The 16518-nt window shown below is 45.1% G+C and carries 16 protein-coding genes; 8 read left to right on the top strand and 8 right to left on the bottom strand.

The features are described 5' to 3' along the window. Positions 1–19: 19 nt before the first annotated feature. Entirely contained in the window at positions 20–793 is a 774-nt protein-coding gene (locus MSG38_RS13870) for an ABC transporter substrate-binding protein (protein WP_029235360.1), read from the bottom strand. A gap of 10 nt (positions 794–803) precedes the next feature. Next, a complete protein-coding gene (gene hisC / locus MSG38_RS13865) occupies positions 804–1946 on the bottom strand; it encodes a histidinol-phosphate transaminase (RefSeq protein WP_061038894.1) in 1143 nt (380 codons plus the stop codon). Between the two features lie 181 nt (positions 1947–2127). Here hisC and MSG38_RS13860 point away from each other — a divergent pair, with 181 nt between their 5' ends. From MSG38_RS13860 to MSG38_RS13835, 6 genes are all read left to right on the top strand, one after another. Then, entirely contained in the window at positions 2128–3015 is an 888-nt protein-coding gene (locus MSG38_RS13860; protein WP_050635137.1) for a LysR substrate-binding domain-containing protein, read from the top strand. A gap of 287 nt (positions 3016–3302) precedes the next feature. Beyond that, entirely contained in the window at positions 3303–3551 is a 249-nt protein-coding gene (locus tag MSG38_RS13855) for a hypothetical protein (protein WP_017069991.1), read from the top strand. 133 nt (positions 3552–3684) lie between these two features. Then, positions 3685–4269 carry a septation protein A gene (locus tag MSG38_RS13850; RefSeq protein WP_248402012.1) on the top strand — a complete coding sequence of 195 codons (585 nt, stop codon included), beginning with the start codon at positions 3685–3687 and terminating at the stop codon, positions 4267–4269. A gap of 188 nt (positions 4270–4457) precedes the next feature. Beyond that, positions 4458–4856: an acyl-CoA thioester hydrolase YciA gene (yciA, locus tag MSG38_RS13845; RefSeq protein WP_017061510.1), complete on the top strand. Its 399-nt coding sequence runs from the start codon at positions 4458–4460 to the stop codon at positions 4854–4856. A 195-nt stretch (positions 4857–5051) separates the two neighbouring features. Next, the gene (locus tag MSG38_RS13840) at positions 5052–5348 is read left to right on the top strand and encodes a YciI family protein (RefSeq protein WP_004741234.1); all 297 of its coding nucleotides are present in this window, start codon (positions 5052–5054) and stop codon (positions 5346–5348) included. A 1-nt stretch (position 5349) separates the two neighbouring features. Further along, entirely contained in the window at positions 5350–5745 is a 396-nt protein-coding gene (locus MSG38_RS13835; RefSeq protein WP_017062026.1) for a GspS/AspS pilotin family protein, read from the top strand. 92 nt (positions 5746–5837) lie between these two features. Here the strand turns inward: MSG38_RS13835 and metE are convergent, their stop codons facing one another. Beyond that, positions 5838–8183, bottom strand: coding sequence for a 5-methyltetrahydropteroyltriglutamate--homocysteine S-methyltransferase (metE, locus tag MSG38_RS13830; RefSeq protein WP_248402011.1), 2346 nt, complete (start codon positions 8181–8183; stop codon positions 5838–5840). 545 nt (positions 8184–8728) lie between these two features. Here metE and MSG38_RS13825 point away from each other — a divergent pair. Next, a complete protein-coding gene (locus MSG38_RS13825; RefSeq protein WP_050621806.1) occupies positions 8729–9640 on the top strand; it encodes a LysR substrate-binding domain-containing protein in 912 nt (303 codons plus the stop codon). 139 nt (positions 9641–9779) lie between these two features. Here MSG38_RS13825 and MSG38_RS13820 read toward each other — a convergent pair whose 3' ends face one another. Together MSG38_RS13820 and MSG38_RS13815 are read right to left on the bottom strand one after the other, a co-directional pair. After that, complete coding sequence (locus MSG38_RS13820) at positions 9780–9980, bottom strand: DUF4250 domain-containing protein (RefSeq protein ID WP_004736508.1); 201 nt, start codon at positions 9978–9980, stop codon at positions 9780–9782. A 132-nt stretch (positions 9981–10112) separates the two neighbouring features. Next, a complete protein-coding gene (locus tag MSG38_RS13815) occupies positions 10113–10793 on the bottom strand; it encodes a hypothetical protein (RefSeq protein ID WP_017069996.1) in 681 nt (226 codons plus the stop codon). Positions 10794–11030: 237 nt separating this feature from the next. Here MSG38_RS13815 and MSG38_RS13810 point away from each other — a divergent pair, with 237 nt between their 5' ends. After that, positions 11031–13406, top strand: a complete 2376-nt coding sequence (locus tag MSG38_RS13810) for a YgiQ family radical SAM protein (protein ID WP_082242931.1) — start codon at positions 11031–11033, stop codon at positions 13404–13406. Between the two features lie 85 nt (positions 13407–13491). On the opposite strand, the gene MSG38_RS13805 is transcribed toward MSG38_RS13810, so the two are convergent. Genes MSG38_RS13805 through MSG38_RS13795 form a run of 3 tightly spaced genes read right to left on the bottom strand, consistent with a single transcriptional unit; the run spans position 13492 to position 16446 of the window. Then, positions 13492–13956, bottom strand: coding sequence for a GtrA family protein (locus MSG38_RS13805; protein WP_050621808.1), 465 nt, complete (start codon positions 13954–13956; stop codon positions 13492–13494). Next, entirely contained in the window at positions 13943–15430 is a 1488-nt protein-coding gene (locus tag MSG38_RS13800; RefSeq protein ID WP_107898541.1) for a glycosyltransferase family 39 protein, read from the bottom strand. The genes MSG38_RS13805 and MSG38_RS13800 overlap by 14 nt, the downstream gene beginning before the upstream one ends. Further along, positions 15427–16446, bottom strand: coding sequence for a glycosyltransferase family 2 protein (locus MSG38_RS13795; RefSeq protein WP_086969524.1), 1020 nt, complete (start codon positions 16444–16446; stop codon positions 15427–15429). Before MSG38_RS13795 ends, MSG38_RS13800 begins: the two co-directional genes overlap by 4 nt. Between the last annotated feature and the right edge of the window lie 72 nt (positions 16447–16518).

Here is a 16518-nt window from a genome sequence, read left to right as displayed (position 1 = left end):
TTTTTAGGCGTTAGACGAATTACAAATCAGCGCCATAGATATCAAACGTAAAGTACTTAGCAGCAATCTTGTCGTAAGTACCGTTTGCTCTGATCTCTTCAATCGCGGCATTGAATTGTTTCGCCAGTTTTGAATCCTGCTTTCTGAGTGCTAACGCCGTACCCTCACCGATGTAGGCTTTGTCGGTTACTGCTTTGCCTTTGAATTCAAAACCCTCACCTTCTTTCTTATCTAAGAAAGCCAATGAAAGTTGATCTGAGTTGCCGAAGGTTAGATCTAAACGACCATTTTGCAGATCCAGATACACTTCATCTTGCCCTGTGTAACGCTTAATGTTGGCAACACTGCCAAACTTGTCGGTTACGTAGCGATCGTGAATCGTACCTTGCTGAACACCGATGGTTTTGCCCGCTAAGCCTGCCTCATCAACGCTGAATTCTGCGCTTTTAGCAGCAACAAATACGGCTGGTGTTTGGTAGTACTTATCAGTAAACAAGATCTTACGCTTACGCTCTTCGGTGATACGCATTGACGCCATGATCACATCTGACTTTCTTGCCAACAAACTTGGAATTAGCGAATCCCAGCTTTGTGAAACCCAAGTACAATCGAGTTTAGCTTGCTCACACAAGGCATCAGCTATCTCAATATCAAACCCGACAGGCACACCGTCACTGTTTTTATAGTTGAATGGCGGATACGTAAAGTCCGACGCCAAACGGATTTCTTTCGCCTGTACCGTTGTACCAAGTAAAGCGGCCGCACAAGCGAGTCCTAGTATTATCTTTTTCATCATTGCCATCCTAGATATGATCTTTATCGAGTTGAGATTGAGTTTCTTTATGTTGAGCTTGTTGAATTTGTTTGCCTTGGTGACTCTGTTCTAATTCGGTTTGGTAACGTGTTAGTGACGTTATCACTTCTAACATGCTCTCTTGGCTGCCAATACTGATTCGAACACAGTTACGCAAAGCAGGTTCATGGTTTTGATTCCTTGTCACAATGCCATCCTTCGCCAAGACACTGAACACTTGGTGCCCAGCTTTTTGACGCAGCAAAATGAAGTTTGTCGATGAAGGGTAAACAGACTCGATGAAATCAAACTGCGTTAACTCACAAGCAAACCAATTACGTAGCTCAACCAGCTTTTGCGTCGCGTCTTGCATCACTGAGACTCGTTCATCGGACAAAGCGTCTAGCACGATTTGCGATGAGCAATCTGGCATCGGATACGGTGGAATCAGCTTCGCGACATACTGCATCACATTTTGACTCGCTAGAATAAAACCACAGCGAACCGCAGCCAATCCAAATGCCTTAGACAAGGTGCGAATCACAACCAAGTGCGGATAACGCTCAATAAGGCTAACGGCTGACGTTTGTGGTTCAAATTCGATATACGCTTCATCGACGACCACTAGCGACTTCCCAATCGTGCCTTCCAGTACCTGAATCAAATCCGATTTAGGAATCACATTACCCGTTGGGTTGTTTGGTGAGCAAAGAAACACGATATTCGCCAGTTCTGCCTTATTCACGATATCAGCGACATCAAGACTGAAATCTTCCTGCAACGGAGAGTCCAAGGTATCGATCGCCAATGCATCAGCGCAAAACTCATACATCGCATACGTTGGAGAGCAGATAAGTATGTTGTCGCTCGCCGGTTTACAGAATGTTCTGATCAGCAAATCAATCGCTTCATCTGCACCACGAACAGCAACAGTCGAGGCATCAGTGCCACAGTAATCTTGATAAGCCTTAGCAATATCTTGTGGTAAGAAGTCTGGGTATCGGTTGTGGCTTGCTTCTCCTAGAAACAGCGAGCTTTCCAATTCATTGGCGTTTAACCAGACACGTCCATCACCACCAATTCTTCTTGCCGATTGATAAGGTATTAATTTTTTTACAGCCTGAGGCACTAAGCTATCAATAAAAGATGTCAAGAAGCTATCCCTTTCACAAAATCACAATGTCTTCATCATTGCCTTCATATTCAAAAAATGTGACTTATACACATATTGAATCACAAATGATGATTAAGTATTTACATTCAAACAGAACACTATTGATAAATGAATCGAAATAATCACATAATAGCCATGATAAAAAGTCATAGGTAAAGATATGAATCGCACACTTCCTTCTACCAAAACCTTACTCGCGTTCTTGTCGACGGCAAGGCACCTCAACTTTACACGCGCGGCACATGAGCTCAATGTTACGCAAGGTGCAGTGAGTCGTCAGGTATTGTCGTTTGAAGAAAGCCTTGGCTGTGATCTCTTCTATCGCCATGCTCGTGGGTTGTCTTTAACGCCGAAAGGAGAAGAACTGGTTCCCCTGATACAAGGAACGATTCATCAGCTGCAATCGGCTCTCAATCAAGTAGCGAGTTCTCCCTCCAAGATCAAACTCAACGCACCAAGCTGTATTACCTCTTGGCTACTACCTAAGCTGATGTCTTTTCAGCAAGCCTATCCTGAAATTGATGTCGAACTCACGTCGACCATCAAGCACGTCTTCGAACCAAGCTTTGACCCGTTTGACGCCGTAATTACCTATGGCAAGAAGCCAAACCAACAATCGATTATCAGCCAGTTATTGTTTAACGAGCAGCTAGCGCCCGTTTGCCAAGCGCAAAGCATTACGCAGAGCCATCTTGTCAACGACGCGTCGACCATCATCAAGCCACACAAGCTTGCCCAATACACTTGGCTACATGCCAACAATGAGCAAAGTGACTGGCGACTATGGTTAGAACACATAGGCAGCCATGACCTTTCAAGCAAGAACAACCAACAATTCGCGACACTCGACCAAGCGATGAATGCCGCGATTCAGGGCTTTGGTATAGCAATCGGTGACATCACGCTTGCTAAGCAAGATATTGATTTGGGCAGATTGGTGAAAGTGAGTGAAGGCAGTGTGTTTTCGGGAAATGGATACTTCCTATTACAACCCAAGAACCGTCAGAATGCCTCGCTATCAACCTTAGTCGATTGGCTAGTCGATTAACGGTTATCAAATTGCCAATTCAGGAGCCTTAAAGCTTCCGTAGATCGTCATAATGAGAATTTTACCATTCTCAAAATAAAACTATTTTTCGTCAGCTCCGTATTGGTGTTTAGAGAATAGAACGTACGTTCCTTTAACTAATTGAAAAGAAATTCAATTCTATTTGGTCGGGAATTTGTTCTGTTCAGTTGGAGAAAATGGCATTCGAATTGCTTTGTCATAGATAACCCAACCAATATACAGCAGGTTGCACCAGTTTCATTGCAGCTTGTCACGGAGGATAGGCTATGACCTTACAAAGACATACGTATTACGGCTTGATTCACCATGGAATTAAAACCCTATTAATGGACAGAATTGGCCACTTCACAGAGCGTGAATATCACGAGTATCTCGACTTAACGACCGGTAAATCGACGTGTTTTGCCATGAGCGAACAAGAACTCGAAAACACATTAGACAGTTTGAAAAGCGAAGGTTATCTTGAAGACATCAAGAAGTTGATACCTCGCTACCAAACCTCGTCAATGCGATAACCGGCTTCAACTCTTTAAACACGTTGAGTGGTTAGATTGAATTAATTGGCACCCAATTGTCTCGAGCTATTTAGCATCGAGACAGTTTTCGTTAGACTGTCAACAACTCAACTAACTGGATAGTCAGTGTCTCATGAAACAAATTCTTGATTTCATTCCTCTCATTATTTTCTTTGCGCTTTATAAGATGTACGACATCTATACCGCGACCGGTGCTTTGATCGTTGCCTCTGCAATTCAAATTATTTTGACGTACTTCATCTACAAGAAAGTCGAAAAAATGCAGGTCATCACCTTTCTGATGGTTGCCGTATTTGGCGGCATGACCATCTTCTTGCACGACGACAACTTCATTAAATGGAAAGTCACCATCGTTTACGCACTGTTTGCGATTGGCCTGACGGTCAGTCACATCATGGGCAAATCAGCGATTAAAGGTATGTTAGGCAAAGAGATCACACTGCCTGATTCGGTATGGGGCAAGATCAACTGGGCATGGACGCTGTTCTTTACTCTATGTGCCGTTCTCAACGTTTACGTTGCTTTCAGCCTGCCGTTGGATGTTTGGGTGAACTTCAAAGTGTTTGGTCTGCTCATCGCCACCTTGCTCTTCACCTTGCTCACTGGTGTTTATATTTATAAGCATTTACCAAAAGACCAGCATCTACAAAAAGATCAGCAGAAAGAGTTAACGGATAAAAATACCGACGAGAAGTAACCCTTAGGGATGAGTCCTCATACCCTATTTGATACAATTATTATCAATATGCGATTGGCCAATGATACTCGTGATCATTGGCCGCTGATTATTTGTGTTCGGTGAAGACGTTAAAAATTAGACCACCACGAGTCTCGTAAACACATCTATTTTTATATAAAACAATCAATACCATTAAGAGTACGACAATGACTATTCAATCAACTTTGAACCCGATTGGTTCTTTACTTCTTCGCACATTAGCGATGCCTTCTGATACAAATGCAGCGGGCCAGATTTTCGGTGGTTGGATAATGTCTCAGCTTGACCTTGCTGGCGGCATACTGGCAAAAGAGATCTCTAACGGCAAGATAGTCACGGTTTCAGTATCGAGTATCGAGTTCAAACAACCGGTTTCTGTGGGTGATGTTGTGTGCGTTTATGGTGACTGCACTAAGATTGGTCGCAGCTCGATGAATATCGACCTAGAAGTATGGGTTAAGCCTGTACTTGACCACGGTATTGGTGACCGCTATAAGGTATGTGGCGCGACATTCAACTACGTTGCGGTTGATGAAAGTGGTAAACCTCGTCCAATCAATAAATAACACCTTTTATTAAGCGTGTGGCATCGATGGTCTTTAGTTTATATAAATGAAATTGCTAAAGACCATACAACTCTCTCGCACCAATTCACAATTTCTTATCATTAGCCCTTCCAAAACCAATTAGTTCGCGTAAATTAGCAAGATAGCGAATTTAAACGCCCCAAATTTAGTGAAGTAAAATAAGGATATCTCAATATGTGGTACGTGATTTTTTCTCAAGACGTCGAAAATTCATTAGAAAAACGCCTAAGTGTTCGCCCACAACATCTAGAACGCCTACAAACACTTCACGATGAAGGCCGACTGTTAACAGCAGGCCCAATGCCAGCTATTGATTCAGACAACCCTGGCGAAGCGGGATTCACAGGTTCAACTGTAATTGCCGAATTTAACTCTTTGGAAGACGCTCAAGCATGGGCAGACGCTGACCCGTACATTGATGCTGGCGTTTACCAAAATGTGATTGTAAAACCATTCAAGAAAGTATTTTAACGTGAAAAAATGGATTATTGGCTCACTGGCTTTAGCTCTGCTTGCAGGCTGTGCTTCAAGTGAGCAAGACGAACAAAGACAGCTAGAGATGATGGCGCAGCACCGAGCTGGCGTTTTATCTGCAGGCCTGCCGATTGAATATGGTCCACTGTCGGTCATGCGCGTGCTAGCAAAAAACACGGTTATCGAAATCATGATGATCTACAACCAAGATGCAAAAGGTGCTAAGCCTTTAAACCAAGTTGTAGACATGAGTGTGAATAGCTACTGCACCAACTCTGAAGTGAGAGCAAACCTCGATATGGGCTTGGCTTACAACATCAAGATTCGCAACACTCGCGGACAACTGATGGTTGAGAAGTTGATCAGCAAAGAGACGTGTCAGAGCAGCAGCTAGTTTCTAGCTCGAGATTCGAACAAGTATAAAACCAGAAGGCCTCGCATTTGCGAGGCCTTTGTTTTATGAAGCAATCAAAATCCTAGACTGAATTATGCCTCGGCTGATCCCCACTCTTTACGCAGTGCCTTAGTTGCCGAAACTAAGTTAGTCAGCGCCGCTTCCGTCTCTGCCCAATTACGCGTCTTCAGCCCACAATCAGGGTTTGCCCACAAACGTTCTGCTGGAATTTTCTCTGCCGCTTTCTTAAGTAAATCAACAATCCACTCTTCTGAAGGAATATTTGGTGAGTGAATATCGTAAACACCAGGTCCAATCGCATTCGGGTAGTTAAACTCTTCAAATGCTTTCAGCAGTTCCATGTTTGAGCGAGAAGTCTCAATGGTAATCACATCGGCATCTAGCGCGGCTACTGAATCAATGATCTCATTGAACTCGCTGTAACACATATGGGTATGGATCTGAGTTTCAGGTTTCGCACTCGCCGCTGAAATCTTAAAGGCATCGACCGCCCACTCTAGGTATTCTGCGTGGTCACGCTTTTTCAGTGGCAAACCTTCACGAATGGCAGGTTCATCGATTTGAATAATGTTGATGCCAGCGTCTTGCAAATCAGACACTTCATCACGTAGAGCAAACGCCAGCTGATTAGTGATCTCTTTACGTGAGATGTCTTCACGTGGGAATGTCCAACATAAGATAGTGACAGGGCCTGTCAGCATTCCTTTCATCTGTTTCGAGGTCAGAGATTGGGCATAGGTCGACCATTCCACCGTCATTGGTTTTTCTCGTTCAATATCCGCGACCACAATCGCCGGTTTCACGCAGCGTGAGCCATAGCTTTGTACCCAACCAAACTTAGTGGTTTGAAAGCCTGCTAGGTTTTCTGCAAAGTACTCCACCATATCGTTACGCTCGGCTTCACCATGAACAAGTACATCCAAATCTAAAGCTTCTTGGCGCCTAACAGCATCCGCAATATGGCCCTTCAATGCGGTTGTGTATTCCGCTTCACTCATTTTACCAGTGCGGTAAGCGCTACGTTGAACACGGATCTCGCCTGTCTGTGGGAACGAACCAATGGTTGTAGTTGGCAGTAACGGTAAACCCAACACCTCCGACTGATGCGCGGCACGTTCTGCGTATGGAGCAGTGCGCTCTGCTAGCGCTTTGGTAATCGTGCTAAGACGAGCTTGAACTTGCGGCTTGTTCACATGAGTCGCGCTCTTGCGAGCAACAATCGGTTGGCTGTAAGTCTCACACGCTAAAATGGCATTTTGGTCGCCGTCTAACGCCGCACCCAATAAGCTCACCTCTGTCACTTTCTGTTTTGCAAAGGCAAACCAACTCTTCACTTCTTCACTAAGCGTCTCTTCTAACTCAAGGTCAACCGGGCTATGTAGCAGTGAACATGAACTTGCGACCCAAAGTTTATCGCCTAGCTTGTCTTTCACAGGTTGCAGCAACTCAAGCTGCGCGGCTAAGTCAGCTCGCCAAACATTGCGTCCATTGATTGCACCCGCAGAAAGCACCCAATCTTCAGGTAGCTTATTCACCACTTCATCGAGTTGCTTCGGTGCGGCAACCAAGTCGATGTGCAAGCCGTTGACGGGCAGTTCTACAATTTTGTCTAACGTATCAGTCACAGAATCAAAGTACGTAGTAAGGAGTAGCTTCACATCGCCTTGAATCACTTGATAAGCCAATTTGAATGAATCAGCCCACTTAGTTTCAAGCTCCAGAGAAAGGATAGGTTCATCGATTTGAACCCACTCAACACCCAACTTGGCCAGTTTTGCCAGAATCGCTTGGTACGCTGTAAGCAAACGTGGAAGCAAGGTTAAACGGTCAAAGCCCTCTTCCACTTCTTTGCCGAGATATAAGTAAGACAGTGGGCCGAGAAGAACTGGCTTCACTTTATGCCCCGCTTTAATCGCTTCACTCACTTCATCGAACAGTTGTGGCCAGCTCACCTCAAACGAATCGTCTTTGCTGAACTCAGGAACAATGTAGTGATAGTTAGTGTTGAACCACTTAGTCATATCTGATGCTGCTGCACCATCTTTAGCGCTTTCAGAGCCGTGTTTACCGCCACAACAAGTGGATTGTGTTTGAGATTGACCGCGACCAACGCGGAACAAGGTATCTAAGTCTGGGAAGGCTTTTTCGTCTTCACTACCACCAGCGTGTCGCTTAGGTACATGACCTAGAAGTAACGTCGTTGTTAGAACATGGTCGTACCATGCGAAGTCACCCGCAGTTGCAAAGCTTAGATTCGCCTCAGCTTGTACATTCCAGTTACGATTTCTTAATTCGCTGCCGAGCTGCTTGAGCTCAGATTGACCAATCTCACCGCGCCAGTACTTCTCTAGTGTGAATTTAAGTTCGCGTTTTTCGCCGATACGTGGGTAGCCAAGAATATGCGTTGTTGTCGTCATGAACCAGTTCCTTATTCAATAGTTATAGGGCGTGTTGACCTTTCGCGGTTAAATTTTGTTCGAGATAAAAGCGTTTTAATCGCGGCGAGGGGAAGTAGCCTAGTCATTCTAAGCAAATCTCCCTCAACAAAGAGTAAAACGCTTTTAGCCGAACCCTTCGGGCAGCGTTTGCTGGTCATTTCTACCGCGTTATCGGCTTCTCATGTAGGCTAACTACACATCAAAGCCTCTGCCTTGTAGGAACACCCAGCAACTCGCTGCAAAAATCAGCTCGAAAGATCAACACGCCCTCGTTTCTGTTCAGACTGCCTGTCATGGTTTTTACTTCCACAAAAAGGCGTCTGGATGGCTAAACTATCCACCTAATCTGAACGATGAACAACGTCCAAATATTCATCTTGTTTATTAAAAATATTCATCTTGAACGGACCTAAGATGAACAAACCAAATCCATCTGGACATCTAGACGTTTACAAATGATAAAAAACCCCGTAGGGTGATTATTAAGAAATATTGAATTGGCTTAGGGAATATGAGGAATACTCATGATAGAGCTTAAACACCTTCGAACATTGACTACCTTAAGAGACAGCGGCTCACTGACAGCGACTGCAACCTCTCTTCACCTGACTCAGTCGGCACTGTCTCACCAGTTGAAAGACCTAGAGGCACGTATTGGTGGTCAGCTTTTCCTGCGTAAAACTAGGCCAGTGAAGTTCACCTCTGAGGGTGAGATCTTGCTTAAGCTCGCAGATGAGATACAGCCAAGAATCGCTAAAGCAGAGAATGAGTTAGCGAGCCTGAAAGAGGATGTGAATGGTCGATTGCACATGGCGATTGAGTGTCACTCATGCTTCCAATGGCTAATGCCCGCTTTGAAGGAATATCAAGTTGCATGGCCAAGCGTGACCCTAGATTTCTCGTCAGGTTTTGGTTTTGAGCCGCTGCCGGCATTAATGGCTGGTGAATTAGACTTGGTGATCACCTCTGATATACAGCCTCGTTCTGAAGTTCACTACGAACCGCTGTTCGATTTTGAGATGCGCCTTATCACCGCGATCAACTCGCCTTTGGCCGATAAAGCGAGCATTGATCCGCAAGATCTTAGCGATCTCACCATGCTCTCATATCCAGTTCAAAAACAGCGTTTAGACGTCGTGAAACACTTTTTGCAACCAGCAGGTGTGGAACCAAAGAAATGGAAACAAGCAGACAACACCTTGATGTTGGTGCAAATGGTATCAGCAGGTTTAGGTGTGGCGGCATTGCCAAACTGGGCGATCAGTGAGTTCTCAAGACAAGGTTTGATAGCCAGCAAGCCGTTAGGTAAAGGGCTTTCAAGAAGACTGTTTGCCGCAGTAAGAAACTCAGAAAAAGACAAACGTTACCTACAGGCTTTCTTTAGCACAGCAAGACAGCAGAGTAAGAGTCACTTAGATGGTATCGAGGTCGTTTAAGAGGTTCATTATTGGACTAGCTTAAGCCTGTATTAAATCGGATAGGCAAACGCCAGAAACAAAAAAAGTCACAGATAATCTGTGACTTTTTAGTTTCAGTACCGATGATTTTCGATATCTGTTAATTCGCGAAAATAGACTATCTTGGATAAGACTTAAACTGGTTAGTCAATGGGTCGTATTGATAGCCAAGCATATCCAGCTTACCCACGACACTTTCTATATCCATTTCATACATACTGATCAGCTCTTCAAAGCTATCGCACTCTAGGCGAAGTTTTTCATTCACGATTCCCAGCAAGATAATGCTATCGAAACCTTTGACATTGCTTAAATCCATCTCGTACTCCTTACGAACACACCGACTAGAATTAAGTTTAGAACGCTTACCAACGCCATGCTAAAAAACTGATCACACTTCTTAAAGAGAATACGTGATTAATGAGCGTACGTAATTAATGAAAGTGCGCGATTAAAGTGCCCACACTGGCGTTAAACCCACAGCTGCCGCCAATAACATCAGTAACGAAATTGTCAGTTGCAGTTTTTCCGGGGTTTTAACGAACAATAAATGCCAACACCAAACCACGATAGCGGAGATTAACAAAGCAAAGCTGAACAGTAGCGTTGAAATCACAGGCTCTAATTGAGCTTCAGAAAGAGAATAAACACTCACGACTGTCGCCAAAACCACTAACATACCCGTCAGCACACCAACAACGGGCAGAACTCGGTGAAATGCCTGTAAGCGTGTTCTTGCAATCGTCAGCAATAAATGGCCAAACGCTGAGCCTAACAGTGCCACTAGCAATACAGTAGTGATAATGCCAACAGTAGTTGCTTGTTCCGTCGCTTGAATAGCCACGTAAGACAATGCCAAACCACAAGCTAAGTACATCACCCAAATAGGGCCAGAATCGCGTGTCTTCTTGGTTTGGACTTGAGAATAGAAGTAAAAGATCGCAAACACGACCAGAAAGGCTTCAATTTTTACTGAAGCGACGGCAAGCCACAGCACGCCAATCGCAGGTAACATCTTGTGGATACGGCCACGCTGCCCTGGACAAATATCCCCTTTCACCAAGATGAGGGTTAAGATTAGTTGGGCTCCTAAAAGCATCGGAGCAAATTGTACTAGTAACGTTTCGACCATTGTGGATCTACTTCTTCAGACTTATTTTCGCGAATAATATCAAAAACTGCTGCGAACACTAATCAAAATCACAAATTAGCGACGTTATTCAAGGCTTCAACTATGCTGTTGTATAGCTCTTTTGTCGCCATTTACCGTAAAAAGACGAAAGACACCAGAACTAACAGGGGCATGTTCTACTGGCTAGTCTAGGCTCATGCCGCTATAATTCCCGCCTCAAAAATCAGAGGTTGAAATATGTACAGCGATATCACTCCTATTCACGAACACAAAAAATACTGGGCCGAGTGCTACGGAACAGCACCCTTTTTGCCTACCAGTAGAAAGGAGATGGATGCTCTTGGATGGGATAGCTGTGACATTATTATTGTAACTGGTGACGCGTATGTCGATCACCCGAGCTTTGGTATGGCTATCATCGGCCGTCTGCTTGAAGCTCAAGGTTTCCGCGTGGGCATTATTGCTCAACCAAAGTGGGACAATAAAGATGCCTTCATGAAGCTAGGTAAACCTAACTTATTCTTCGGCATCACAGCGGGTAACATGGACTCCATGATCAACCGCTACACCTCTGATCGCAAATTACGTCACGATGATGCTTACACACCGAACAATGAAGGTGGCAAGCGTCCTGACCGTGCAACTCTGGTTTACTCTCAACGCTGTCGTGAAGCTTACAAAGGCACTCCAATCGTGCTTGGTGGTATTGAAGCGAGCTTACGTCGTGTGGCTCACTACGATTACTGGTCAGATAAAGTTCGTCGCTCTGTATTGTTTGATGCAAAAGCAGACATTCTTCTTTTTGGTAACGCTGAGCGTGCACTGGTTGAAGTGGCACACCGCATTGCCGATGGCGAAGACATGTCTACGCTGACCAATATCCGCGGTACTGCTATCAATCTTCCTGCGGCCCCTGAAGGTTTCAAGATCATTGACTCTTCTCGTATCGAAAAGCCGAACAAAGCGTACGTTCCGGTTAACCCGTACGAAGTTGAAACCCAGTGTGATACCAAGAAAGACGAAAAAGAAGAAGTAAAAGCGCAACCTATTACTGTTCGCCCTTCTCGTCACGATGCAAAAACTACAGCGGTTCGTATCCCAGGTTACGAAAAGCTAAACAATGACCGTATTCTTTACGCTCACGCTAGCCGTATTCTGCACCTTGAGACAAACCCGTACTCAGGTCGTGCTCTGATTCAACGTCACGGTGACCGCGAGCTATGGGTTAACCAAGCGCCAATTCCATTGACTACAGAAGAGATGGACTACGTGTTTGGCCTTGCTTACAAGCGTGTTCCGCACCCGATGTACGGCAAAGCGAAAATCCCTGCATACGACATGATCAAAACCTCGGTTAACATCATGCGTGGTTGTTTTGGTGGTTGTTCTTTCTGTTCAATCACAGAGCACGAAGGTCGTATCATTCAGAACCGTTCGAAAGAATCTATCTTGGATGAAATCGAAGACATTAAAGATAAAGTACCGGGCTTCACAGGTACTATTTCAGATTTGGGTGGCCCAACGGCGAACATGTACCGTTTAGGTTGTTCCGATCCAAAAGCTGAAATTAACTGTCGTCGTCCATCATGTGTGTTCCCGAAAATCTGTGAAAAGCTAAACACAGACCATCAACACACCATCGACCTGTACCGCTCTGCGAGAAAAGTACCGGGCGTTAAGAAGATCATGATCGCTTCTGGTGTTCGTTACGACTTAGCGATTGAATCTCCAGAATACGTTCGTGAGCTTGTGACTCACCACGTTGGTGGTTACTTGAAGATTGCTCCAGAGCATACTGAAAAAGGCCCACTGGATCTGATGATGAAGCCGGGCATGGGCACTTACGATCGTTTCAAAGAGATGTTCGAAAAGTACAGCGCTGAAGCCGGTAAGAAACAGTACCTAATTCCTTACTTCATCTCTGCTCACCCGGGCACAGAAGATGAAGACATGCTTAACCTTGCAATGTGGCTGAAAAAGCACAACTACGAGTGTGACCAAGTACAGAACTTCTACCCATCGCCAATGTGTAATGCAACGTCGATGTACTACTCAGAGACAAACCCTCTGAAACGCGTGAAATATAAGAAGCGTGAAGATGTTCCTGTACCGAAAGGTGATCGCCAACGTCGTCTGCATAAAGCACTGCTTCGTTACCACGATCCTGAAAACTGGAAAATCATCCGTGAAGCGCTAATAAGCATGGGTAAACAGCACCTAATTGGTGACAAAGCAAACTGCCTAGTACCAGCAGAAGACTTTGATGCGCAAACACCGGCACAACGTCGTAAATCTGGTCGTCACGGTTCACAACGCTTTGCGACTAAGCACAGTAAGTCTCAACCAGGTCTTGGTGGCGAAAGCCCACGTAACCACTCTGGTAAGAAACCGGGTGGCAAGAAGCCGACTGGTAACGGCAACGGTAGCCAAGGTAATGCTAACCAAGGCGGCGGTAATGGCAACGGTCGTAAACCAGCGACTGGCTTCATTAAGAAAGGTCCTGGTGGTCAATCACAAGGCAATGGCAGCGGAAACCGCAACAAAGCAGGTAATGGTCAAGGTGGCAAACCTGCTGGCAACGGCAAGAACCGCCAGCGCGCAGCACAACGCTAATATCGCGAGCCAATTTACTTCGCTATCGTAAAAACACAAAGCGCAGCTATTTAGCTGCGCTTTTTTGTGTCTGCTACTAGGGAGCTTAACGGGTGAAGACCCAATACTGACTAAACAAATAGTTCGTGACCATGCCCACCAAGATACCAACCGCCATTGCGATAAACACAGCCCCAGTAAATGCAGGCAGCAATTCAGTCATCAACTTAAAGCACAGCAAATTAGGAATCGCCGATATCGATGCTGAAAACATGAACTTTTGCCACTGAATCAGCTTTTCGGACCAACTCCCCTGACCTTTGAACTCAAAGGTCAGCACTCGATTACCAAACCAGGTTGTCGTTGCAGCAACGATGAAAGAGCCAATTCGAGCACTCATCAACGGCAGTCCAATAACGTAATGCAGCAACGCAAACACAGAGCAATCAACAACAAATCCCCCAACGCCGACCACCGCAAATCGAACCATCTTGTGGTGAGACTGTAACCTCTGATTGTGTGTTTGAAGCTTATTATTGAACATTCTTAGCCTTGAGTTAACGCTGGACATCACTTTCACTTCGAATATGACTCAACGATAAATTTGGTTTAATGTTTTGGCTATGACAACTGAATAAAGCACGCTTTATTTTCACCGTCGGCTCTAAAATACAGGTTAACGCGTTGTCTTTAATCTTGGTTTCCACTTCAGATCTTTTACCAATCAGATAGAACTTATCAATGCCCTCTATCTGCTCGATATCGAGAAGTCTTTTCGCTTGACCATGACTGTAAAATTGCCCAGAGAATGGTCGTTTACCCACGTAAAAGCTTGGCGCAGAATCCGTAATCTGTTCGAAAATAATACGGTCACTTTTCTCGTTCGCCTTGCCGAGATTCAGGTAGACCATCGCAATCATTAGCAACACAGGCAGAACCAAAGCCACGCTCGAGAACCACTTCTTATCTTTTTCCACTACGAGTATAGCAATCAACAAGCCAAGAGCCGGAATACCTGGTAGGACGTAAGCTGGGAGAATATTGCCCGCCATAGTGAAAAGAATCAGAGGTGAAATCAACCAACACACAAGAAATGAAAACAGCCCACTATTCTCATTGTTAATTTCTGCAATTTTCTTACGGCGAACAAATGCCAATATAGGCAAAACAATTGACCAAGGCGCAGCGGCTTGAATCCAGAACACCCAGATCATACCTCGTGCTTGGTCATGAGCAGAACCGTACAGATCACCTTCCCAGCCACTCACAACAAAACGCTTAAAGTGTTCGCCAACAATAAAGTAGTCGATGAAGCCCGGCGTTGCCATTTCAGCCATGATGTACCAAGGTAGAGCAATCGCTAACATCACACCTAAACCAGACAACAATGGGAAACGTTGCCAAAGCGCTTTGAAAGCACCAAAGAAGCCGTGTTGTAATACCAACCAAGGGAAAACTGCGATACCCATGATGACAATCGCTACCGGCCCTTTTGCCAGCAAGCCTAGTGCTAAACCAATGAAACCAACGTAACCCCAAGATCGATTAGTCTTCGCACTCCCTTCACCCTTCCCCGCTTCTCCTCCTAGCCAACATAGGTAGAAACCCAGCATGGCAATGGTCATCGCTAAGGTTAACGCGATGTCTGTCATCACAGCACCTGCCGCAATAGAGAAAATACCACATGTCGCCAACACTACCGCGGCAACCAACGCACTTTGCCCTGTTCGTTTCGCCATGTAAGCGGTCAACAAAATCGTTGCTACACCCGCTAACCAATGTGGTGCGCGAACGGCAAACTCACTCAGGCCGAACAACTCAATACCGGCAGCGCTCATCCATGTAAACAACGGTGGCTTACCCCAGAAAGGAATACCGTAATCAAACTGAGGCGTTAACCAATTCCCAGTTTCCACCATCAGACGTGCCATTTCGCCATAGCGCGCTTCTGTGGTATCCATTAATGGATAGGTTGCCAAAGATAAAAGCCTTAAAACCAATGCAAAAGCCAACAAGTACCATAGGTGCGTTCGGTTCAGGTTCATGCTGACTCCTCTAATTTAAAATGTGTTTTTAATGCTGGGGTATCGACCACCGATTGGATCAGATACAAAGGGCGGTTCTTGGTTTCGATGAAAATACGACCTATGTATTCCCCCATTAAACCAATACTCAGAAGTTGAATACCGCCAAGGGCAAGTTGGACCACCATCATGGATGGGTAGCCAGTAATAGGCTCACCAAACATCATTGTTTTGAACACGATGAAGACGCCATAAACGAAAGCGGTAAGTGCCACTAAGCCTCCGACGGCCGTCGCAATACGCAGTGGGCGGATAGAGAACGATGTGATGCCATCCATCGCCAATCCGATTAACTTGAGGTAGTTCCACTTGGTCTCGCCACAGAAGCGAGCATCGCGCTTAAATTGGAGCGTCGCTTGTCGGAAACCTGGCCATGAAAAGATGCCTTTCATGTAACGGTTACGTTCAGGCAGTTGGTTGATATGGTCGACAACCTCTCGGCTTAACAGTCGAAAATCACCCACATTTTCTGGAACATCGATCTTCGCCGCCACGTTCATGACTTTGTAAAAGCTTGCTGCTGAAAACTTCTTAAACCACGTTTCACCATCACGTTGGCTACGCTGCATATTGACGACGTCATAACCTTCGCGCCATTTGGCAATCATTTGAGGAATCAGCTCGGGTGGATCTTGTAGATCGGCATCGAGCAAGATCACGGCTTGTCCTCGGCAGTGTTCGAGGCCTGCACTCATCGCTGACTCTTTACCAAAGTTACGGCTTAAACCGATCACAGAAATTGAGCTATTGATTGAAGTGAATGAACTCACCAAATCCAAGCTGTTGTCTTTACTGCCATCATCGACATAAACGATTTCACTGGTGATGGGTAAGCTATCCAGCACCTTGGTTAAGCGAGAATGAAACTCTTCTAACACCTCTTGTTCATCGTAAAACGGCACAATGATCGATAGTGAAACGGCAGGGTTGATCCGTGATGTGGAGACTTTAGGTCGGCTAATATGAAGTTCAGACATAATACGTTCTTCTATTTTTTAATCTGAATCCAATCTACCCCCTCATAAGTGAAAGTTATGTTATTGACATAT

The organism is Vibrio sp. 1CM24A (assembly GCF_023161725.1).
Classification (GTDB): Bacteria; Pseudomonadota; Gammaproteobacteria; order Enterobacterales; family Vibrionaceae; genus Vibrio; species Vibrio coralliirubri.
Note: the sequence above shows the minus strand (reverse complement) of the source record. Positions and strands in the feature narration are given on the sequence as shown.

Excerpts from the sequence above, each read along its gene's own strand:
- MSG38_RS13870 (WP_029235360.1), bottom strand. The coding sequence starts at position 793 with ATGAAAAAGATAATACTAGGACTCGCTTGTGCGGCCGCTTTACTTGGT.
- MSG38_RS13860 (WP_050635137.1), top strand. The coding sequence starts at position 2,128 with ATGAATCGCACACTTCCTTCTACCAAAACCTTACTCGCGTTCTTGTCG.
- MSG38_RS13855 (WP_017069991.1), top strand. The coding sequence starts at position 3,303 with ATGACCTTACAAAGACATACGTATTACGGCTTGATTCACCATGGAATT.
- MSG38_RS13850 (WP_248402012.1), top strand. The coding sequence starts at position 3,685 with ATGAAACAAATTCTTGATTTCATTCCTCTCATTATTTTCTTTGCGCTT.
- yciA (WP_017061510.1), top strand. The coding sequence starts at position 4,458 with ATGACTATTCAATCAACTTTGAACCCGATTGGTTCTTTACTTCTTCGC.
- MSG38_RS13840 (WP_004741234.1), top strand. The coding sequence starts at position 5,052 with ATGTGGTACGTGATTTTTTCTCAAGACGTCGAAAATTCATTAGAAAAA.
- metE (WP_248402011.1), bottom strand. The coding sequence starts at position 8,183 with ATGACGACAACAACGCATATTCTTGGCTACCCACGTATCGGCGAAAAA.
- MSG38_RS13825 (WP_050621806.1), top strand. The coding sequence starts at position 8,729 with ATGATAGAGCTTAAACACCTTCGAACATTGACTACCTTAAGAGACAGC.
- MSG38_RS13820 (WP_004736508.1), bottom strand. The coding sequence starts at position 9,980 with ATGGATTTAAGCAATGTCAAAGGTTTCGATAGCATTATCTTGCTGGGA.
- MSG38_RS13815 (WP_017069996.1), bottom strand. The coding sequence starts at position 10,793 with ATGGTCGAAACGTTACTAGTACAATTTGCTCCGATGCTTTTAGGAGCC.
- MSG38_RS13810 (WP_082242931.1), top strand. The coding sequence starts at position 11,031 with ATGTACAGCGATATCACTCCTATTCACGAACACAAAAAATACTGGGCC.
- MSG38_RS13805 (WP_050621808.1), bottom strand. The coding sequence starts at position 13,956 with ATGTCCAGCGTTAACTCAAGGCTAAGAATGTTCAATAATAAGCTTCAA.
- MSG38_RS13800 (WP_107898541.1), bottom strand. The coding sequence starts at position 15,430 with ATGAACCTGAACCGAACGCACCTATGGTACTTGTTGGCTTTTGCATTG.
- MSG38_RS13795 (WP_086969524.1), bottom strand. The coding sequence starts at position 16,446 with ATGTCTGAACTTCATATTAGCCGACCTAAAGTCTCCACATCACGGATC.